The organism is Brumimicrobium salinarum (assembly GCF_002844555.1).
GTDB lineage: Bacteria > Bacteroidota > Bacteroidia > Flavobacteriales_D > Crocinitomicaceae > Brumimicrobium > Brumimicrobium salinarum.
In genome coordinates this window covers 285,944-307,667 of record NZ_PJNI01000001.1, presented here as the reverse complement: position 1 = coordinate 307,667, position 21,724 = coordinate 285,944, and the positions used below count along the sequence as shown (strand labels likewise).

17 protein-coding genes are annotated in these 21,724 nt (G+C 34.6%); 13 read left to right on the top strand and 4 right to left on the bottom strand.

Going from position 1 to position 21,724, the window contains the following annotated elements:
* The first annotated feature begins 17 nt into the window (after positions 1-17).
* From CW751_RS01445 to queG, 9 genes are all read left to right on the top strand, one after another.
* Positions 18-3,410 carry a TAT-variant-translocated molybdopterin oxidoreductase gene (locus CW751_RS01445; RefSeq protein WP_101333175.1) on the top strand — a complete coding sequence of 1,131 codons (3,393 nt, stop codon included), beginning with the start codon at positions 18-20 and terminating at the stop codon, positions 3,408-3,410.
* Between the two features lie 30 nt (positions 3,411-3,440).
* The gene (nrfD, locus tag CW751_RS01440) at positions 3,441-5,198 is read left to right on the top strand and encodes an NrfD/PsrC family molybdoenzyme membrane anchor subunit (protein ID WP_165779200.1); all 1,758 of its coding nucleotides are present in this window, start codon (positions 3,441-3,443) and stop codon (positions 5,196-5,198) included.
* Positions 5,199-5,201: 3 nt separating this feature from the next.
* On the top strand, positions 5,202-5,741 hold the full coding sequence (locus tag CW751_RS01435; protein ID WP_101333173.1) for a DUF3341 domain-containing protein: 540 nt from the start codon (positions 5,202-5,204) through the stop codon (positions 5,739-5,741).
* Positions 5,742-5,748: 7 nt separating this feature from the next.
* A complete protein-coding gene (locus tag CW751_RS01430) occupies positions 5,749-6,498 on the top strand; it encodes a c-type cytochrome (protein ID WP_101333172.1) in 750 nt (249 codons plus the stop codon).
* 33 nt (positions 6,499-6,531) lie between these two features.
* A complete protein-coding gene (locus CW751_RS01425) occupies positions 6,532-7,740 on the top strand; it encodes a quinol:cytochrome C oxidoreductase (RefSeq protein WP_101333171.1) in 1,209 nt (402 codons plus the stop codon).
* Positions 7,741-7,774: 34 nt separating this feature from the next.
* Positions 7,775-9,019 (top strand): cytochrome c oxidase subunit II, encoded by a 1,245-nt coding sequence (locus tag CW751_RS01420; RefSeq protein WP_101333170.1) that lies wholly within the window; start codon positions 7,775-7,777, stop codon positions 9,017-9,019.
* A gap of 39 nt (positions 9,020-9,058) precedes the next feature.
* Positions 9,059-10,858: a cytochrome c oxidase subunit I gene (locus tag CW751_RS01415; protein ID WP_101333169.1), complete on the top strand. Its 1,800-nt coding sequence runs from the start codon at positions 9,059-9,061 to the stop codon at positions 10,856-10,858.
* Between the two features lie 80 nt (positions 10,859-10,938).
* A complete protein-coding gene (gene ruvB / locus CW751_RS01410) occupies positions 10,939-11,961 on the top strand; it encodes a Holliday junction branch migration DNA helicase RuvB (RefSeq protein ID WP_101333168.1) in 1,023 nt (340 codons plus the stop codon).
* 2 nt (positions 11,962-11,963) lie between these two features.
* Entirely contained in the window at positions 11,964-12,896 is a 933-nt protein-coding gene (queG, locus tag CW751_RS01405) for a tRNA epoxyqueuosine(34) reductase QueG (RefSeq protein ID WP_262484512.1), read from the top strand.
* Positions 12,897-12,991: 95 nt separating this feature from the next.
* Here the strand turns inward: queG and CW751_RS01400 are convergent, their stop codons facing one another.
* Positions 12,992-13,180, bottom strand: a complete 189-nt coding sequence (locus CW751_RS01400) for a hypothetical protein (RefSeq protein ID WP_101333167.1) — start codon at positions 13,178-13,180, stop codon at positions 12,992-12,994.
* A 160-nt stretch (positions 13,181-13,340) separates the two neighbouring features.
* Here CW751_RS01400 and CW751_RS01395 point away from each other — a divergent pair, with 160 nt between their 5' ends.
* The 3 genes from CW751_RS01395 (at position 13,341) to CW751_RS01385 (ending at position 16,362) form a co-directional block, all read left to right on the top strand.
* Entirely contained in the window at positions 13,341-15,314 is a 1,974-nt protein-coding gene (locus CW751_RS01395; protein ID WP_101333166.1) for a tetratricopeptide repeat-containing sensor histidine kinase, read from the top strand.
* Positions 15,311-15,967 carry a response regulator transcription factor gene (locus CW751_RS01390; RefSeq protein WP_101333165.1) on the top strand — a complete coding sequence of 219 codons (657 nt, stop codon included), beginning with the start codon at positions 15,311-15,313 and terminating at the stop codon, positions 15,965-15,967. The genes CW751_RS01395 and CW751_RS01390 overlap by 4 nt, the downstream gene beginning before the upstream one ends.
* A gap of 80 nt (positions 15,968-16,047) precedes the next feature.
* On the top strand, positions 16,048-16,362 hold the full coding sequence (locus tag CW751_RS01385) for a DUF3817 domain-containing protein (RefSeq protein WP_101333164.1): 315 nt from the start codon (positions 16,048-16,050) through the stop codon (positions 16,360-16,362).
* Between the two features lie 357 nt (positions 16,363-16,719).
* On the opposite strand, the gene CW751_RS01380 is transcribed toward CW751_RS01385, so the two are convergent.
* From CW751_RS01380 to CW751_RS01370, 3 genes are all read right to left on the bottom strand, one after another.
* Positions 16,720-17,898 (bottom strand): 1-deoxy-D-xylulose-5-phosphate reductoisomerase, encoded by a 1,179-nt coding sequence (locus tag CW751_RS01380; RefSeq protein ID WP_101333163.1) that lies wholly within the window; start codon positions 17,896-17,898, stop codon positions 16,720-16,722.
* A 94-nt stretch (positions 17,899-17,992) separates the two neighbouring features.
* Positions 17,993-19,852, bottom strand: coding sequence for an asparagine synthase (glutamine-hydrolyzing) (asnB, locus tag CW751_RS01375; protein WP_101333162.1), 1,860 nt, complete (start codon positions 19,850-19,852; stop codon positions 17,993-17,995).
* A gap of 44 nt (positions 19,853-19,896) precedes the next feature.
* Positions 19,897-20,526: a hypothetical protein gene (locus CW751_RS01370; RefSeq protein WP_101333161.1), complete on the bottom strand. Its 630-nt coding sequence runs from the start codon at positions 20,524-20,526 to the stop codon at positions 19,897-19,899.
* Between the two features lie 128 nt (positions 20,527-20,654).
* Here CW751_RS01370 and dusB point away from each other — a divergent pair, with 128 nt between their 5' ends.
* Positions 20,655-21,650, top strand: coding sequence for a tRNA dihydrouridine synthase DusB (gene dusB, locus CW751_RS01365; protein WP_101333160.1), 996 nt, complete (start codon positions 20,655-20,657; stop codon positions 21,648-21,650).
* Positions 21,651-21,724: the final 74 nt, after the last annotated feature.

Genomic DNA, 21,724 nt, shown 5'->3' with positions numbered 1-21,724 from the left:
CTAAATAATATAGGGCAATGGGCAAAAAATATTGGAAAGGTCTCGATGAATTGAATGAAACTCCTGAGTTTCTAGAGAAAAGAGATAATGAATTTGGTCAAGATGTAGTAAGTGTTGATGAATTCTTAGCTGATGACAAGCTAAGTGAATCATCCACACCAAGAAGGGATTTTCTGAAATTCTTAGGATTTAGCGTTGCTGCTGCTACAATTGCAGCGTGTGAAGCTCCTGTAACGAAGGCTATTCCTTATGTAAACAAACCAGTTGATGTAACACCTGGTGTTGCAACTTGGTACGCATCAACTTATTACGATGGAAACGCTTACGCGAACATTCTTGTAAAAACAAGAGAAGGAAGACCAATTTATATTAAAGGAAATAAAGATTTTGGATTTACTAATGGAAGTGTAACGCCACAAATTATTGCTTCTGTTCTTTCTTTATATAATGAAGCAAGATTACAATATGCTTTTAAAGACGGACAAGGAATTTCCACTGCTGATGCGGATTCAGAGATTAAAGCTGAGTTAAATAAAATAAAACAAAAAGGAGGAAAGGTTGTTTTGGTGTCTAACACTTTAGCATCACCTTCGTCTTATAAAGCTGTTCAGGAATTAGAAAAATCAATTACTGGAAGAACGACCACACCATCAAATGTTGATAGTGGAAAAGATAAAGGTTTTATAGGTACAACTGTTGATAATATTGAAAATGCATTAGGAATTAATGAAGAAACTGAAGAGTCAGTTCAATCAAATTCTAATACAGGTGCATCTTTTGAACATATACAATACGACTCTGTTTCTTATGCAGGAATAAGGAAAGCAAATGAATTATCTTTTGGTAAATCAATGATACCAGATTATGATTTCTCAAAAGCAAAAACAATCGTTAGTTTTGGTGCCGACTTCCTAAGTACTTGGTTGATGTCAACGCAGTATGCTAGTCAATACAGTCAGCGAAGAGATCCAGATGGAGATTGGATGAGCAAGCATTATCAAGTAGAGGCAAACATGTCAATTACTGGTACAAATGCTGATGTTCGATTGATGATGAAACCATCAGAGGAAGCAGGAATTCTAGCTGCATTGATTAAAGAAGTAGGAGGAAGTGCCAACGGTGTATCAGCTTCTGTTCCTGAGAGAATAGGAAGTGAAAATATTACCAAAATTGCAAAAGATTTAAAGAAAGGAAACGGATTAGTTGTTTCTGGATCTAATAATACGGGAGTTCAGGTTTTAGTAAATAAGTTAAACCATTTAATTGGAGCTTATTCGAGTACGATCAACGTGAACAATCCAGTTCAGATGTTTGCTTCAGAAGATGATAAAATGATGAAGTTTGTATCTGATGTCCTTGCTAAAAAGGGTCCTGATGCTGTTATCTTTTATGGTGTTAACCCTGTTTATACTGCACCTAACGGCGTTGCTTTAGCTGAAGCACTTTCGAATACAGCTTTAACTATCTCAACGGCGAGTGTAATGGACGAAACTGCTGCAAAATGTAAGTATGTTGTTCCAGACCACCACGCTTTAGAGGCATGGAATGATTTTTCCCCCAAAGCAAATGAATTTTCTCTAGCACAACCTACGATTCGTCCATTGTACGATACTGTTGCTGCGCAAGAATCTTTCTTGGTATGGGCAGGAAAAGCTGAACGAGAAGGAAAAGATAGTCGCGTATTCTTCAACTTTATAAAAGAAAATTGGTCAGGAAAATCTTTTGAAGGCGCAACGAATTTTGATGAATTTTGGAATACGACAATCCATAATTCAGTATATTCAAAATCTACTCCTGCACCATCTAAACCAAATTTTGATGACAGTGCTTTTGGTAAGATTTCAAAACAATTACCAAAAGGTGGAGATTTAGAAGTTGTTTTATATCAAAAATCAGCAATAGGGAGAGGAGATCAAGCCGCTAACCCTTGGTTACAAGAAACTCCAGATCCAATTACAAAAGTTACATGGGATAACTATATTACCATGAATCCTACTGTTATGGAAGAACAGGGGTACAATGAGCATATTGACCAAGAGCACGGATGTACACTTGCTTCAATCACTGTAGGTGAAGTTACCTATGAATTACCTGTATTCCCATCACCAGGACAAGCTCCAGGAACAGTTGGAATCGCTTTAGGTTATGGTCGAGGTGAAGGTGGAGAAAATATTGGTAAAGCAGCTTTCCAAACCAAAGAGTACGGTGGTTTACATACCGATGAAAACGGAAACCCAAAACCAATTGGTAAGAATGCCTTCAGAATGATTCAAACGGCTAATGGTGTTATGGAGTACAGCGCACCAGGATCAATTGAAAATAAAAACACAAATTATTTAATTGCTACCACTCAGATTCACAGAACAGTGATGGCAAGAAACTCTATTGTAAGAGAAACTACTTTGGATACTTATGCAAATCATTCTAAAGATGCATATAATCCTGATTGGACATTACAAAAAATAGATAAAAATGGCCACCATGTCGAGGCTCCATTAGAAGAGTTTAATCTTTGGGATGATCATCCAGTAGAAAATGTTGGACATCGTTGGGGTATGACAATTGACCTTAATGCCTGTATTGGTTGTGGTTCATGTTTAGTCGCTTGTCAGGCTGAAAACAACGTTCCTGTTGTTGGTAAGGATGAAGTGAGAAGAGGACGTGAAATGCATTGGTTGCGTATTGATCGTTACTATGCTTCTGATGATGAGGCTACTGTTGGTCAAAGAAAAGATAAAGATGACTTTAGTTACAAGCAATTAGAAATTGCTGCTGAAAATCCAAAGGTGATTCATCAACCAATGATGTGCCACCATTGTAATCATGCACCGTGTGAAACAGTTTGTCCTGTTTCGGCAACAACTCATTCTAATGAAGGTTTAAACCAAATGGCTTATAACCGTTGTATCGGAACACGTTACTGTGCAAACAACTGTCCATATAAAGTAAGACGTTTCAACTGGTTCAACTATCCATCTTATAAGAAGTTTGGTGAAGTTAACCCAGCGCAAGACGAGTTAGGACGTATGGTACTTAATCCAGATGTAACGGTGAGAACACGTGGTGTTATGGAAAAATGTTCTTTCTGTGTTCAGCGAATTCAAGAAGGTAAGTTGACAGCCAAAAAAGACCAACGTCCAGTAGAGGATGGTGATGTTACTACAGCTTGTGGTGATGCTTGTCCATCAAATGCAATTATCGTTGGAGATTGGAATGATCCAAATTCTAAAATAAGAAGATCAGCAGATCACAAACGTTCTTACCAAGCATTAGAAGAAATCGGTGTTAAGCCAAACATGTGGTACAAGGTAAAAGTACGTAATGAGGAAAATGATCTCTTAGCAAGTATTCAACTAGATAAGGAACATACAGTTGAACACAACAAAGAAGAAGCAGAGAACAGTCATTAATTGAATTAGAAGTATTAAAACAATAAATATATTGTAATGCATAAGGAAGCAACTATTAGAGAACCCTTAGTTTTAGGTCACAAAACCTTTCATGAAGTAACTGAGGATGTTTGTAAACCAATCGAGGGGAAAGCACCAAAAACGTGGTATATTCTTTTTGCCATCGCTGCTATTATTGGAGTTTATGGTGTGGGATGTATTCTTTATCTCCTTGGTACAGGTATTGGTACATGGGGATTAAATAAAACCATTAACTGGGCTTGGGATATTACCAACTTCGTATGGTGGGTAGGTATCGGACACGCGGGAACACTTATTTCTGCTGTACTTTTACTTTTCCGTCAAAAATGGAGAATGGCAATTAACCGTTCTGCGGAGGCAATGACCATTTTTGCCGTATTTATGGCTGGTATGTTTCCATTAATTCACATGGGACGTATATGGGTTGCTTACTGGGTAATGCCACTTCCCAACCAATTTGGTTCCTTATGGCCCAACTTTAACTCACCTTTACTTTGGGACGTTTTTGCAATTTCCACTTACCTATCAGTATCTTTGGTGTTTTGGTATATTGGATTAATTCCGGATTTTGCAACCATTAGAGATAGAGCGAAAAAACCATTAGCAAAAAAGATGTACGGAATGTTATCTTTTGGATGGTCAGGCCGTGCAAAACAATGGTCTCGCTTTGAAATGGTATCACTTGTATTGGCTGGTTTAGCTACTCCACTTGTATTCTCAGTTCACTCTATTGTATCCTTTGACTTCGCTACTTCTGTAATACCAGGTTGGCATACTACAATTTTCCCTCCATATTTCGTTGCAGGTGCTGTTTTTTCTGGATTCGCAATGGTTCAAACTTTGATGCTTGTAATGAGAAAGGCATACAATTTAGAGGCATATATTCATACAAAACATATTGAATATATGAATATCGTAATTATGGCTACAGGTTCTATAGTAGGAGTTGCCTATTTAACAGAGCTGTTTGTTTCTTGGTACTCAGGTGTTGAGTATGAAGCGTATGCTTTTATCAATAGAGCAACTGGTCCTTACTGGTGGGCTTATTGGGCAATGATGACTTGTAACGTTGTGTCGCCTCAATTGATGTGGTTCAAAAAATTACGAACAAGTTTAACATTTACCTTCATTATTGCGATTGTAGTTAATATAGGAATGTGGTTTGAGCGTTTTGTAATTATCGGAACTACGCTTCACAGAGATTATTTACCATCTTCATGGAGTATGTTCTATCCAACACACATTGATATTGGTATCTTTGTAGGTACTATAGGACTATTTTTTGTGTTCTTCTTACTGTTTACGCGTTATTTCCCTGTTCTTGCGCTTAATGAGGTAAAAACTATTCTGAAATCTTCAGGACAATCTTATAAAGATGGAGATGCTAAAACACCTGCGTTTTCTGTTGAGGAACAGCATTTAGCTGATGTTAAGATGAAAGCTAAATCTTCAGCAACACCTGCAAAAGAAGATATCGAGAAGAAAACAGGTTCGGCTGAAAACACGGAATTAAATGCCCTAGTAGCTAGTTTGGGTGCGGTAACACCAGAACAGAAAGACGACTTAAAAGAACTTGCAGGTCTTGGGCCAGTAGTAGAGTCTAAAATGAATGAAATCGGAATCTATACTTTCGCACAGATCGCAAGAATTGATACCGAATCCGAATTAACAGTTTTGACTGCCTACCTCGGTACGGCTGGAAATAAAGCTAAACTGGTAGCTTGGAAACTTGAAGCAGTTGAGATATTAAAAAACGATAATAAATAAATCATGGGATCAAACGTAGTTTTTTATGCAATGTATAACGACGATGATGTACTTAAAGACGGTGCAAAGAAGTTAGTTGCAAAAGGAGTTAAAGTAGCAGACGTATTTTCACCATTTCCTATTCATGGCTTGGATCCAATTATTGGGTTGAAAGAAACAAGGTTAGGAATCATGTCTTTTATATATGGACTAACGGGGTTAGCGTTGGCTTTAATAGGAATGAGATACATGATGGTAACTGATTGGCCAATGAATATTGGAGGTAAACCTAACTTTTCTTTTTTAGAGAATATGTTGGCATTTGTCCCTATCGGATTTGAGTTGACTGTCTTATTTGCGGCGCATGCAATGGCAATTACTTATCTTTTAGCAAATAAAACAATTCCAGGAATGCCTGCTGAAAATCCTGATCCGCGAACAACTGATGATCGTTTCGTGATGGAGTTACGTTTAAATGATAACGCTAAGTTCACCGAAAAAGAATTAGAAGACATGTTGATGGAAACAGGTATCGTAGAATTAGATCAAAAAAACATTAAATAATATTGCAATGAAGAAAAACATAGTAGCAATATCTAAACGAACATTTGTACTTACCTTGGGGGTATTTACGCTCTTCTCCTGTGTATCTGACTCAGATTCTCCAGGGCTAGAATTTATGCCTGATATGTATCGTTCACCAGCTATAGAAACTTATGTAGATTATGGTTGGGTAAAGGAAGAAATTAATGTGGAGGCTATGATGACAGCATCAGCTAAACATCCACCAATTCATACGATTCCTTATCATGGTAAAGTTGAAGATTTATCGCTTTATTTACCTTATCACAGAAAAGCCAATAGTTTTGCACCTGTAACACATGGATTGCAAGAAAAACATGGATGGAACTTAAGTACAGAAGCGGGTGGTGACTATTTTATTGCCGCTGAGGATAAAAATCCAATTGAATTAACTAGTGACAATGAAAAGGATATTTTCAAAAAAGGAAAAGAGCTTTTCAATATCAATTGTGCACATTGTCATGGTGAAAAAGGTGATGGTAAAGGACCTATGGTTGAAAGTGGCGCTTATTTAGGGGTTCCAGATTTTAAAAACTTGAAGAATTTACCAGATGGCCAAGTGTTTTATTCAATATACTATGGTAAAGGAATGATGGGAGCACATGCACCATTATTGAATAAAAAAGAAATTTGGACGGTGGTTCATCACATCAATAAGTTAAGATTAGATGACTACGGTGCTGGATCTGTTCAGGAAGAGGTTGTGTCTGATTCATCAACTGTTGAAGAAGCAAATTAATAGTATTTATAACTTAGAAAATTAATAGATAAAATGGATTATCAAGTTTCAAATAAAGCTAAAATATGGACCACGGTCTTGATGATTGTAGGTGTTGTATTTACAGGAATCGGAATTATAGCTGCCATTGATGGAGGTCATTTAGGCCAAAAATTCCTGGGGAATCTATTGTCAAATAGCTTTTTCTTCTTTTCTATTGCTATTAGTGCAATGTTTTTCTTGGCACTTCAATATGCAACAGAAGCAGGTTGGTATGTATATATTAAAAGAGTAATTGAGGCAGTAACTGGTTTTTTACCCTTAGGTATGGGGTTATTAATCATAACTTTTCTTTCACTTACTTTTACAAACGGTGCACACATCTATATGTGGATGGACCCTGAGGTTATGACTGAAACGGGATCTCATTATGATGAATTATCCGCAGGAAAAGGAGCTTATCTGAATCAGCCTTTCTTTTGGGCAAGAACCATTGCTTATTTGGCTATTTACTATTTCATGTGGAAAGGATTTATGAAACGTTCAATCGAACAAGATAACAACCCTGCAAACGCTGTTGATATTCATTTTAAAAACTACAGAAGAGGAGCTCTTTTCTTAGTTTTCTTTGCTGTATTTAGCTCAACAAGTTCGTGGGATTGGTTAATGTCTATTGATATTCATTGGTTCTCTACCTTATTTGGTTGGTATGTTTTTGCAGGTTCTTGGACAAGCGCTATGGTTGTAATTATCCTTCTTTTACTGTATTTGAAAAAATTAGGGTATCTACCAAAAGTAAACGAAAGTCATATTCATGACATTGGAAAATGGGTTTTTGCAACATCTTTCCTTTGGGCATACCTATGGTTCTCACAATATATGTTGATTTGGTATGCTAACATTCCTGAAGAAACAACTTATTACTTAATGAGAATTGAGCACTATAAATTACTGTACTTTGGTATGTTTATCATTAACTTTGCATTTCCAATGTTGATATTAATGTCAAGAGATGCAAAAAGACATGCGGGAACACTGGTTTTTGTTGGACTTGTAATCCTAGCAGGACATTGGCTAGATGTATGGATAATGGTTATGGGTGGTTCAATGGGACCAACAGCTAGTATCGGATTTATGGAAATAGGAATGGCTGTATTGTTCTTAGGTTTGTTTACAAGAGTAATCTTGGTAAGATTAACAAAAGCACCTCTTGTGAGTAAGAATCATCCGTTTTTGGACGAATCTTTGCATCACGAGATATAATTTTTAAGTTAGAATTAGTTAATATTTAAGAGAGATGGGTAATAAGTTAGTTATTATATTGGTAATTATTTTTGGTGTACTTGCTATCGCGCAACTTGTGCGTGTAAGTGAATTAACGGCCAAAGCGACCAAAAGAAAAGAAGAGGAAATTCCTGAGAATGAAAATAAGTTCAATGCAAATATGATGCTTATTTTTATGGTTGCATTGTATGCTTCTTTTATCTGGTTAATGTTAAAGTATGGATATGTAGATTTAGGTCCGGCAGCATCGGCTCATGGTCAAGAAATTGATTGGTTATTTAACCTGAATTGGGTGATTATTATTGCTGTATTCTTTCTTACCAACACATTATTGTTTGTGTTTGCTTGGAAATACTCTAGAAAACCAGGCGTCAAAGCATATTATTACGCTCACAACAACAAACTAGAAATGGTTTGGACTGTTATTCCAGCAGCTGTACTTTCAGTAATCATTATTTTTGGACTTCAAACTTGGAATTCTGCAACTGAAAAAGCAGGTGCTGAATACGAGGATATCGAAATCTTTGCATACCAATTTGCTTGGACTGCTAGATATTCTGGTATGAATAATGATTTAGGTAAATTTGACTATAAATTAACTACCGCTGAAAATCCTTATGGAATTATGACCAAAGAGAATATTGAACGTTCGTTATCTTTAATGAAAGTTGGTGAACCTGGTCAAAGTGGTGTTGAAATGATTGAGGAAAAACTCAATGACCGTTCGGTAATTTTATCAGCAAAGGAAAGGAAAGACTTAGAAACTGAGTTAGGTAGAAAAGAAAGAATGTCACGTCTTCTTGAAGCAATGTCTATAACTTATGCAGATTCACTTGACGAGCTTGCAAATGATGATGTTATTGTTGAAGATAGTCTTGTTCTATTAAAAGGACAAAAGTATAACTTCTCTTTCAGATCAAAAGATGTTATACATAGTGCTTTTTTCCCACACTTTAGAGCACAAATGAACACTGTCCCTGGATTAACAACTTACTTTAAGTTTCAACCTATTTATTCAACAGATGACATGAAAAGAAAGTTGAATAATCCCGAATTTGAATATGCTTTATTATGTAACAAGATTTGTGGAGGTTCTCATTATAGAATGAAAATGTCGATTAAAGTTTTAGAACCAGAAGAGTATTTAGATTGGCAAAAAACAAAATCTACTTATGATGGAACTCCTTGGATTAAAGGTAATGAAGAGGATTTACTCGAATACTACCAATCTATAGCAAGTAGAGTAGAAGAAAATTAATAATTAGATTAGAATATAAATACATTAAATATTTAACACATGGCAGCTGCAGCTCAAGAAGCAATTCACGAACACGATCACCACGAAGAGAGCTTTGTATCAAAGTATATCTTTAGCTATGACCATAAAATGATAGGTAAGCAATTCTTGCTTGCTGCTATTTTTATGGGATTAGTTGGAATGATGTTGTCTGTATTTTTTAGAATTCAATTGGCATGGCCAGGAGAATCCTCTGATTTCCTTAACATGTTTTTAGGAGATCGATGGGCACCAGACGGAATACTTAATCAAGATATGTATCTTGGTCTAGTTACCATTCACGGAACTATAATGGTGTTTTTCGTATTAACAGGAGGTTTAAGTGGTACATTCTCCAACGTACTTATTCCATTACAGTTAGGAGCGAGAGATATGGCCTCAGGTTTCATCAATATGATGTCAGCTTGGTTATTTAATATCTCCTCAGTTATTATGTTGGTGTCTCTATTTGTAGAGTCTGGACCAGCAATGTCTGGTTGGACGGTTTATCCTCCTTTATCAGCACTTCCACAGGCTGTATCAGGATCAGGTTTAGGAATGACCCTATGGTTAATTTCTCTTACCATATTTATCGCATCTTCATTAATCGGTTCCTTAAATTACATTTCAACGATTGTTAACCTTAGAACCAAAGGAATGAAAATGACTAGAATGCCTTTAACAATTTGGGCTTTCTTGGTAACTGCTATTGTAGGTGTTTTATCTTTCCCAGTATTGTTATCTGCCGCATTATTATTATTCATGGATCGCGTTTTAGGGACGTCATTCTATTTAAGTGATATTATTGTAGGTGGAGAAATGCTTGATAACGTTGGTGGTTCACCAATTTTATACCAACACTTATTCTGGTTCCTAGGACACCCAGAAGTTTATATTGTCCTTTTACCAGCCTTGGGAATTTCATCTGAAATTATTTCTACAAACTCTAGAAAACCTATATTTGGTTACCGAGCAATGATTGGTTCCTTATTAGCTATTGGTTTCTTGTCCTTTATTGTTTGGGCACACCACATGTTTGTTTCTGGTATGGATCCATTCTTAGGAAGTGTTTTCGTTTTTACAACTCTATTAATTGCAATACCATCTGCTGTTAAGGTATTTAATTACTTAACAACTTTATGGAGAGGATCAATCGTGTTTACACCTGCAATGTTGTTTGCTATTGGATTAGTTTCAACCTTTATTTCAGGAGGTGTAACCGGTATTATTTTAGCCGATTCTGCTCTTGATATTCAGGTTCATGATACATATTTCGTAGTAGCTCACTTCCACGTTGTAATGGGATTATCCGCTATATTTGGAATGTTTGCTGGTGTATATCATTGGTTCCCTAAAATGTATGGAAGAATGATGAATTCAAGACTGGGATATGCTCACTTCTGGACTACAATAGTTAGTGGTTATGGAGTATTCCTACCAATGCACTTTGTTGGAATTGGAGGAACACCAAGAAGATATTATGATAACTCAATATTTGATACCTTTAACCCAACTGCTGGCGAAATGATTTTAGATTTGAATATTATCATTACTGTCTTTGCAATCATTGGTGCATTTGGACAAGTCTTCTTCTTCTTTAATTTCTTCTATAGTATATTTAGAGGACCAAAAGCGCCTTTAAATCCGTGGAGATCAAACACCTTAGAGTGGACAACACCAACTGCACTTCCTGGACATGGAAACTGGCCTGGAGAGTTGCCGACTGTACATCGTTGGCCTTATGACTACTCTAAACCTGGAGCAGAAGAGGATTTCATCCCACAAACAGTTCCATTAAAAGAGGGTGAAGAAGAACATTAAAAAATTCATATAGGAATATTTTAGCCCAGTACATTAAGTGTGCTGGGCTTTTCTTATCTTTGGAATATAAATACTTGTGTGTGGAAGAAGAAGATTTTGATTATAGAGCTGAAAACCAACAGGGAGATACTGAGATCGATAAGGTATTGAGACCTAAGTCTCTTGATGATTTTACGGGTCAGAAAAAGATTGTTGAAAATCTTCAAATTTTTGTACAAGCAACAAAACAAAGAAATGAACCTTTAGATCATGTTTTATTACATGGACCTCCAGGTTTGGGTAAAACAACCCTTTCAAATATTATTGCCAATGAATTAGAGGTTGGTTTCAAAGTCACATCAGGCCCCGTTTTGGATAAACCTGGTGACTTAGCAGGATTACTAACCAATTTAGAAGAAGGTGATGTTTTATTTATCGATGAAATACACCGCTTATCTCCTGTAATTGAAGAATACCTATATTCTGCAATGGAAGATTTTGTCATCGATATTATGATTGATTCTGGTCCCAATGCGCGAACTGTTCAAATTGCATTAAATCCTTTTACTCTTATTGGCGCAACTACGCGCTCAGGACTGCTTACTGCGCCTTTGCGAGCACGTTTTGGAATAAATGCACGATTACAATACTATAATGCCAAGACACTCACTTTAATCGTGAATCGATCAGCTGATTTATTGAATATTCCGATAAAACATGATGCCGCTTATGAAATTGCGAGTAGAAGTAGAGGAACACCACGTATTGCCAATGCACTTTTAAGAAGAGTACGAGATTTTGCACAAATTAAAGGTAATGGAACCATTAATTTAGAAATTACGCACATCGCATTAACCGCATTAAACGTTGATCAGAATGGATTAGATGAAATGGATAATCGTTTGCTTACTGCACTGATAGATAAATTTAACGGTGGTCCTGTTGGAATTACTACTCTAGCAACTGCTGTTGGTGAAAATGCTGGTACAATTGAAGAGGTTTATGAACCATTTCTTATCCAAGAAGGTTTTTTGTTGAGAACCCAACGTGGAAGAAAAGTTACCCCTAAGGCATACGAACATCTTGGTAAATCACCAGGGGCATCACAAACTGGATTGTTTTAAACTTGAAGCATAGCGTAGAAAATAATACCCGATTTATAAAACAAAAAGCGAAAGACTTAGGTTTTATGTACTGCGGTATATCTAAAGCTGAATTCTTAGAGGAGGAAGCGCCTCACTTGGCGCAATGGTTAAAAGATAATAAGAATGGTAAAATGGCGTACATGGAAAACCATTTTGATAAACGTTTGGACCCAAGAAAACTTGTTCCTGGAGCACAATCCGTGGTTTCTTTATTATTTAATTACTACCCTGATCAGCAGCAGTGTGCTGATGAGACCTACAAGATATCTAAGTATGCTTATGGAGAAGACTACCATTTTATAATTAAGGACAAACTTAAAACATTCTTTCAAGAAATTCAAGATGAAATTGGTGAAGTTGGCGGACGTGTTTTTACTGATTCAGCACCAGTCATGGACAAGGCTTGGGCAAAAAAATCTGGATTAGGTTGGGTAGGTAAAAATACCAACCTCATTCATCCAAAAAATGGGTCGTTTTTCTTTATTGCAGAGTTAATTTTAGATTTACCTTTAAATGCAGATGGACCTATAAAAGATTATTGTGGTACATGCACAAAATGTATCGATGCTTGTCCTACCGATGCAATAACACCTTATGTAGTTGATGGAAGTAAGTGTATCTCTTATTTAACCATAGAATTAAAGGACGAAATTCCCAATCAATTTAAAGGTAAAATGGAGAATTGGATGTTTGGTTGTGATATATGTCAGGATGTATGTCCATGGAATAGATTCTCCAAAGCTCACAACGTACCAAGGTTAAAACCACATGATGATCTACTTGATATGAAACGAACCGATTGGGAAGAGCTAACTGAAGAGGTTTTTAGAAAAGTATTTAAGAAAAGTGCTGTGAAACGCACCAAATTTTCGGGCTTAAAAAGGAATATAGATTTTATTAAGTCAAAAAATTAAAAGTGCAATTTAATGTTATTTACACCTTGTTAATTGAGGACAATGCGCAATAGAAGAATAAGAATTAAAAAAAGGAGCTTTACGCTCCTTTTCTTTTATTTTTTGTAAAAAACTTTTTTTAATACAGATGGGTATAAATGACCAAACTCAAGCATACACCATTCTCTAAACACTTGTAAATCCTCTGATTTATTTATCCATCTTACAGATTTTTCAAGCTCTTTTTGAAACAATTGACGATCAAAACTAACTTTTGTCAAAATGTTTTTACTTAACTCAACCATAATTTAATAATTTCGTTAGTCCACAATATAACAATTTTATCTTTTATCAAACAAAAAATGGTGTTAAATTATATGTGGAGTAACGTAACAGTTAAATCATTTCGACATCCTAGACCACTAGAAAAAATATATTGAAAAATTAGTTGTAATTTTGAAAAAAATGAAAGTTCTAATAATAATCTTTACAATCGTTTTAAGTTCAAGCTATATTTCTTGGGCACAAGAAAAATCAGAATTTGAACAATTAATAAGTAAAATTCAAAATAGTACGTATTCAGATTCTAATGTTGTAAAAGATTACATGATTACAGCAATGAATATTGCGCGTTCTGGTAATAATTTGACGCAAATAGGTAAGGTTTATCAAGCATACGGTAATTATCAATTTTTCACAGGAAATCAAAAAAGAGCACTCTCATATTATGACACAACTATTGTTTATGCTAAAGAAGCCAATGATTCAACCTTAATAATTTCAACTTTAATAAGAAAAAATTTCTATAATTTTAATTTGAACCCAAAGCAGGCAAAGGAAACGTTTCATAGATATTTAAATGTGTCTAAGCGAAGGGGAGATCATGAAAATGCTGCAATTAGTTTAAATGGTATTGCACTTTGCTTTGAATTAGACAATAAACCTAATCAGGCTTTAAAATATTATCTTGAAGCCTATGATATCGCTGTTGAAACGGACAACACCTTCTTACAAGGCATGCTGCTCAGTAATATTGGTTTAATTAAGTATAAAAACAAGCAATATGACCAAGCACTTAATGACTTCATGAAGTCAAAAAAACTATCAGAAAAAATTGGAAGCATACGATTAAATTTTTATTTACAAAATAATTTAGGTTTGGTTTATGAAAGCCTTGGTATGCTTGAAGAATCAATAGCCTATTTTAAAAACTCTATGAAGCGAGCCAATGAACTTGGTTTCCCATACACTAAAGGAGTTACGCACCTTAATTTAAGTGAAGCTTATTATAAATCAAATGATCCTAACTTAGCATTTATGCATGCTGATTCAGCGTATATGTTATTCAAAAAATATAATCAAGTACAAGATATAAGCAAAACATTTCTTATTAAAGCAAAATCTTTTTTAATCAAAAAGAAGTTTGATGATGCGTTAATGGCAGTAGATTCATCAATGTTTTATTCAAAAATGAACAATAGTATCGATGATGTATTGAATGGCTATAAAATAAAATCTAAAATTTATAAAGAACTCGGTCAATATGAAAAAGGATTAGATAATTACATGACTTATGCTAATCTGCGTGACAGTTTAGAGGTCTTAACAAACCAAAAACAGTTTTCGGAGCTTCAAGTAATTTATGAAACAGAAAAAAGAGAAGCCGAATTAAATGAAGAAAGAACGCGGATTGCAATATTAAAGAAAGACAATCGCATTTATCAGTCACGCGTTACCATCATTACCATCATTGTAATTGTTGTTTTACTGATTGCCGCAGTACTCATTTATTTTAGATATATGCAAATACGTAGAAAGCGGCAAATTGTTTTTAGTCATCAATTAATTAAGAACATTGATGATGAACGTTCTAGAATATCGAAAGACCTCCATGATGATATTGGTCAATCTTTATCGGTGGCAAAATCTAAAATTAATTTATTTAATAGAGGGAAGCTTGACGATGTTGATGATATGGAGGAATCCCTGGGTCAAATTATTCAACAAGTAAGAACCTTATCTCACAGATTACACCCATTTTTTTTAGAAAAAATAGGGTTGAATAGAAGTTTGGTTTCTCTTTTAGATCGTTTGGAGAAAGATACCAATCTAATTACAAGTCACGATTTATCCGCCGATATTGATCATTTAAATGAAGAAATACAAAAACAATTATACCGCATAAGTCAGGAATGTATTAATAACACCCTAAAACATGCAGAAGCAAAATCATTGCGGATAACAATTACAAAAGAAGGATCTTATTATACGTATATTTATAGAGATAGTGGTAAAGGATTTGATGCCGTTTCAAAGTCAGGGTTTGGTATTTCAGCAATGAAAGAAAGGGTCAACAAAATAGGAGGACGCTTTTCAATTCAATCCCAACCAGGTAAAGGAGTTAAAATTGTTATTAAATTTCAAAATAAAGAAGCATGAAATTATTAATTGCAGATGATCATCCAATTTTTAGAAGTGGATTAAAGTCGCTTCTTCAGAATGCATATTTAGAGGCCGAAATTTATGAATATGACAATGGAGAAGATGCAGAAAAAGCAATCTTAGAAAACCCACCAGACTTTGCTTTTCTAGATATAGATATGCCAAATAAAAATGGTTTAGAAGTCTGTAAAACAGTCAAAGAAAAAACAAATAGCCAGGTTATTATTTTGACCATGTACAATGATGGTGAGATGTTGAAAAAAGCTTTTGATAATGGTGCAAATGCATACCTTGTAAAAGATAATACATCCGAAGAATTAGTTGAGTGTATTGAGAGTTTAAAGATGGGCGATTCTTACATTGCTAAATCGATGCGAAAATCAGCTAAAGTACAACAGCAATTGAAAAAGTACAGTGAATTAACGGAAAAATTGAAACAACTTACGGCAACAGAAATGAAAACTTTAACCTTAGTGGCCGAAAAGTACTCTTCTAAAGAAATCTCAGAATTACTTTTTGTTTCTGCAAAATCTGTTGAAAACTATCGTTCACGAATCTGTAAGAAACTAGAAATAGACACAAGTAAAAAAAGATTAATTGTTTGGGCTTTGGAAAACAAGGGTTTGATTGACGAAATGGGAAATCAATAATTTATTTTTATTTAAAGTGATCTTGTTTTCTTCATTTATGTTGAGCCAACAACGGAAAATAAGTATCTTGCAACAAAAAAATGAATTTTAAATCAAGTTTAGGTATTCTTAGGATTTTAGCTTTAGTTGAAGGTATTTCTTATCTCGCATTGGGGTTAACAATGCCGCTCAAATACATGTATGATATGCCAACGCCTAATAAAATAGTTGGTATGGCACATGGGGTGTTATTTATTTTATATTGTATTATGGTTTTTATCGTAAACCAAGAAAAGAAATGGAGTTTCACAACGAATTTTTGGGCCTACGTAGCTTCATTGTTGCCTTTTGGCACATTTATAGCGGATGCAAAAATATTTAGGAAAGAACAATTAAAGCAATTAAACATTAAATAATATGGATTGAGGGGTTATCCCCCTTTTATAATCTGTTTTCCTGTATTAACTTTGTAGTGCATTAATTGTATAGTATAACACTGCACTACTTTGTTTAACTTAGTACTACAGAAAATCGCCGAGTTTCGCACAAACTCGGCGATTTTGTTTTTTATATAATTTTTTACTATTTATACCCTTCCTTAATTAGCTATTATCTTGATTGAGTGAAACTCAGGAGGGTCTATTAATTTTTCAATAATCGAATATTATCATGAGAAAATAAGAGGATAAGCAATTTATCTCTTATAAAGATTTTACTATTAATCCTGAAGGAAGGTAATGTTTATAAATTTTGGACATAGTCTTTTACAACTACTACAAAAATGAAATAGCTTTATCTCGTGCTTCTTGATCAACAGCAACATAATCCTCATATTTTGGATGAAGTATGTTTTCCACTGCATTCATGGTTTTTTCATTAATATCTGCAATAGATAAAAAGGAGATTTTTTTATCTAAAAAGGCTTGTACTGTTATTTCATTGGCTGCGTTTAAAGCGCATGCTGCAGTTCCTCCTAATTCCATTGCCTTATAAGCTAAAGCTAGGTTTTTAAACGTTCTGCTATCCGGCTGTTCGAAAGTTAAATGAGGATAGTCTAAAAAATTAAATCGAGGAAAATTGGTCTTCAAACGTTCGGGATATGTTAATGCATACTGAATTGGAAGCTTCATATCCGGTAGTCCCATTTGAGCCTTCATACTGCCGTCTTCAAATTGAATTATAGAATGAATAATCGATTGCGGGTGCACAATAACGTCAATTTGATCAGGATGAAGTCCGAAAAGCCATTTTGCCTCGATAACTTCTAAACCTTTATTCATGAGGGTAGCTGAATCAATGGTAATTTTCGCTCCCATTTCCCAGTTGGGATGTTTTAAGGCTTGTTCGGGTTTTACATTCTCGAGTTGTTCAGTACTCCAACCTCTAAAAGGGCCGCCCGATGCAGTGAGGTATATTTTCTCTATTTTATTATGAAACTCTCCTACCAAACATTGAAAAATTGCGGAATGTTCCGAGTCTACAGGGTATATATTTACACCATGTTTACGTGCCATTTCAGTAATTAACTCACCAGCAACAACAAGCGTTTCTTTATTTGCTAAAGCAAGTGTTTTGTTTGCTTGAATGGCATGTATCGTCGGTTTAAGTCCAGCATAGCCAACTAAAGCAGTAAGTACGGTATCAACGGCTTCAAATGCTACAACTTGACAAAGAGATTCTTTTCCAGCGTAAACATGAATGTCGTGCTCCCACAATGCTGTTTTTACTTTTTCATAATGATCTTCATTAACAATAACAACTGTGTTAGGCTTGTACTTTATAGCTTGTTGAATCAGCAAATCAGCATTGTTATTGGCCGTTATCACCTCTAAATCAAAAACATCAGGATAATTAGAAATAACCTCTAGTGCTTGTATGCCAATTGAACCCGTGCATCCTAAAATAGCAATGCCTTTTGTTGTTTTTTTATCTTCTTGAAAATCTTTATTCACAATACCTTAGTTTTAAAATACGAAAGTAAGGAATTGTTGTTAAGAATTGATACGCTTTACTCAATTACTAAATAGTTAAATGAAGCTTGGAGTTTCATTCTGTCAATTTTTCCGCTTGACTTGTTTCACAATACCACATATTAAAAACAATAATCAACCATAATTGATTATACAAATAGGTTTTTCCATCCAAATAATCGCTTTTTAGTTGCATAATTGCGGTTACATTATAAAAAGAGATTTCATTAAGCAATTCACGATTAACGTATTTATCCAACAAGGGCTTTAATTCTTGTTTGAGCCATAAATTAAGGGGAATTCCAAATCCCCATTTTGGACGATCAAAAAGTTTAGGAGATAAGTATTCAAACAGTACTTCCTTCAACAAATACTTTGAACCTCCATTTTTTCGCTTTAGCTTTTCATCTAAATTTAATGAAAATTCTACTAAACGATGGTCTAATAAGGGAACACGTGCTTCTAACTGATTTTGCATACTTGCACGATCAACCTTCGTAAGTAAATCTCCTGGTAAATAGTATTTTAAATCGTGAAAAGATTGCTGTTCGCTTACTTTTAATCTACGCTTAGTTTTTTCTAATATCAATGGTGAATATGTATCCGAAAAAGTAAAGTTATTTTTCAATTGATGTGTATTAAAAAAACCTTGATCGACCGAAAATATGTGAGACGGTAAATGTTCGTCTTCTTTAAAATTAAAATATTGACTTGCGCGATTATGGTTTTCTTTTGAAGAAACTGAAAGTACTTTTTTAATAAGCCATCGTAAAGTTTTTAATGTAGTTAATCGATCAGCCCATGTATACATTCCGTATCCCATAAATTGTTCATCTCCACCATCTCCCGTGAGTACCATTTTTACTTTTTGACGGGCCTTTTTAGAAATCAAAAATGTTGGTAGTGCAGAAGCATCCGCAAATGGCTCGTCATACCAAGTAGGAATTTCTTCTACTAATTGTTGTACTTCTTGATGGGAGACAATAAATTCATGATGATCGGTGCCAAGTTTTTCAGCAATCTGCTTTGCATATTTACTTTCATCAAATGTGGCTTCTTTAAAACCAATAGAATAGGTTGAGATGGGTTTTTTGGCAATTGATTGTGCAACAGCAGCAATTACAGAAGAGTCTATTCCTCCACTTAGAAATACACCAAAAGGAACATCACTTTTCAATTGGTAGGCTACACTTGATTTTAGTAAATCATGTAGCTTTTTCTTAGCTTGATGTTCGTCACTGAAAACTTCTTTCTCTATTTTGCTTTCTATACTCCAATATTTATGAATCGTTAAGTCGGCCTTTTCTAAGTGTAAATAACTTCCTTCATCTAGTTTTTTAACATCTTGATAAATTGTGAGTGGAGCAGGAATATAACCCAATCTAAAATAATGTTGAATGGCTTTTTCGTTCCACTTGTCCTTACGAATAAATGGTGTAATTGCTTTTAACTCTGAAGCAAAATAAAAAGTTTCAGCATGCCATGCATAGTAAAGAGGTTTGATTCCTAATCGATCTCTAAAAAGATAAAGTTCTTCCTTTGCTTCGTTCCAAATGGCAAAAGCAAACATTCCATTAAAACGTTCAACACAGGCTGGACCCCAATGAATAAAAGATTTTAATACAACCTCTGTGTCTGAATCTGTTGAGAACTCTATGTTTTGATTAACTAATTCTTTTTTGAGTTCATCAAAATTATATAGCTCGCCATTATATACAATGGAAAAATTTCTATCATCTGAATGCATGGGTTGATTGGCAGAATCTGAAAGATCGATAATACTCAATCTACGATGCCCTAAACCACATGTTTTGGTTGAATTTAGAAAACAACTTTTAGCATCAGAACCCCGATGACTTATCGATTGTGTCATCTTTTCTAATGTTTCAGCTTTTACGTTGGCTCTTCGATTAACTATTCCGGTAATACCGCACATAAAGTCTCTATTTTATAGATTGCTTGCTAATAAATGGAATGGAATTATTCTTTTTGACCTGCTTTTATTTTAAGCTGAACTTGGTCGTTATAGGCATATTCAATCATTTTTAATTGGAATTGATCTTTTAATAAGAAAAATTTTAACCATCCAACCTTTCCATTTAAAAGTTGAAAGCCAATAATATTATTTTCTTTATCTGCATCTGTAAAACTATTGTTTGGTGAATTATCGTAAATAATTGCTTGATTAGCAGATGTTACGGATGTGTTTACAATGGGTTGTTTGTCATCGTAAAACATCACTTTATTTGTGTTCTTATCCGTAACGAACACAGTGTGTCCAAAAACCGCGCTTTTGAAAGTTATTTTTGAATGATAATTCATGCAGCTATCCTCACTAATTGAATCATAGTGTATTGAGTAAATCATCTCATAATCGTCTGTTCCATCATGATCAAAATCCAGAAAAATGCGCGCTGATGTATCTTTATGGTAAGGAATAAAACAATCTGAAGATGTTATTTCGATAACACTATCAGTAGGAGTTAGAGATAAATATGGGTTAAACATCTTAAAAACGATGTCATCTTCTAACTTCTTGATTGAATTAATTTTCTTGCAAGAAATAAAACAAAGTAAGCACAATGAAACCCCAAATAAAAAAATCTTCATAGATACATGTTAAGGTTCAAAAATAAACAAAGTTTACAACTAATTAAAAATAAAAAAGAATGAATAAAGTTGGCTTTATTAATGAATGCCTTTGTGTTTATTAAACTTAGATGTAATTTTGCAGAATAATGGCAAAGATTCGAGATATAGAACTAGGTGATTTTCCTTTATTACTTGCACCAATGGAGGATGTTAGTGATCCACCTTTTAGAGCGTTGTGCAAGGAAAATGGTGCAGACTTGATGTATACAGAATTTATTTCCTCTGAAGGTCTTATCCGTGATGCTGTGAAAAGTGTTGAAAAACTCGATATTTTTGAATATGAACGCCCTGTAGGTATACAGATATTTGGAAACGATATTGAAAGTATGAAACGGGCAACCGAAATTACAGCCCAAACAAATCCAGATATAATTGATATTAATTATGGATGTCCAGTTAAAAAGGTTGCATGTAAAGGTTCTGGAGCTGGAATCTTGCAAGATATTCCAAAAATGGTAAAGATGACTGCTGAAATTGTAAAAAGCACCTCTTTGCCCGTAACGGTGAAAACACGGTTAGGCTGGGATGAAAACACGAAATATATTGTTGAAGTTGCAGAAAGATTACAGGACGTTGGCATTGAAGGGATTTCCATTCATGGTCGTACAAGAAAACAAATGTACAAAGGCGAAGCTGATTGGTCATTAATTGCAGAGGTAAAGAACAATCCAAGAATGCATATTCCTGTTTTTGGAAACGGTGATATTGACACACCCGAAAAAGCGGTCTTGTATAAAGAAAAATATGGAGTAGATGGATTAATGATTGGTCGTGCTTCGATCGGGTATCCATGGATTTTTAATGAAATAAAGCATTATCAACAAACTGGAGAACACCTGCCAAAACCTACCTTAGACCAAAGAATTGAAGTTGCTAGAAGACATTTAGAAATGAGTGTGAAATGGAAAGGTGAAAAATTAGCCATTGTTGAAATGAAACGCCACTATTCTAATTATTTTAAAGGAATTCCTCACTTTAAGCCATTTCGAACAAAATTAGTAACAACTTTTGATATCAATGAAGTATATGATACGCTCGACGAAGTAGCAGATAAGTTTAAAGGAGTAGAGTTACTAACCTAATTATGAAGCATAAAGCAATATGTTGGAATATATGGCCAACATGTTTTTAAGTTACTACTGTTACATATATCTTC

Bases quoted from the DNA above. Each gene is read 5' to 3' on its own strand.
- CW751_RS01445 (WP_101333175.1), top strand. From the start codon at position 18: ATGGGCAAAAAATATTGGAAAGGTCTCGATGAATTGAATGAAACTCCT.
- CW751_RS01435 (WP_101333173.1), top strand. From the start codon at position 5,202: ATGGGATCAAACGTAGTTTTTTATGCAATGTATAACGACGATGATGTA.
- CW751_RS01430 (WP_101333172.1), top strand. From the start codon at position 5,749: ATGAAGAAAAACATAGTAGCAATATCTAAACGAACATTTGTACTTACC.
- CW751_RS01425 (WP_101333171.1), top strand. From the start codon at position 6,532: ATGGATTATCAAGTTTCAAATAAAGCTAAAATATGGACCACGGTCTTG.
- CW751_RS01420 (WP_101333170.1), top strand. From the start codon at position 7,775: ATGGGTAATAAGTTAGTTATTATATTGGTAATTATTTTTGGTGTACTT.
- CW751_RS01415 (WP_101333169.1), top strand. From the start codon at position 9,059: ATGGCAGCTGCAGCTCAAGAAGCAATTCACGAACACGATCACCACGAA.
- CW751_RS01400 (WP_101333167.1), bottom strand. From the start codon at position 13,180: ATGGTTGAGTTAAGTAAAAACATTTTGACAAAAGTTAGTTTTGATCGT.
- CW751_RS01395 (WP_101333166.1), top strand. From the start codon at position 13,341: ATGAAAGTTCTAATAATAATCTTTACAATCGTTTTAAGTTCAAGCTAT.
- CW751_RS01390 (WP_101333165.1), top strand. From the start codon at position 15,311: ATGAAATTATTAATTGCAGATGATCATCCAATTTTTAGAAGTGGATTA.
- CW751_RS01385 (WP_101333164.1), top strand. From the start codon at position 16,048: ATGAATTTTAAATCAAGTTTAGGTATTCTTAGGATTTTAGCTTTAGTT.
- asnB (WP_101333162.1), bottom strand. From the start codon at position 19,852: ATGTGCGGTATTACCGGAATAGTTAATCGAAGAGCCAACGTAAAAGCT.
- CW751_RS01370 (WP_101333161.1), bottom strand. From the start codon at position 20,526: ATGAAGATTTTTTTATTTGGGGTTTCATTGTGCTTACTTTGTTTTATT.
- dusB (WP_101333160.1), top strand. From the start codon at position 20,655: ATGGCAAAGATTCGAGATATAGAACTAGGTGATTTTCCTTTATTACTT.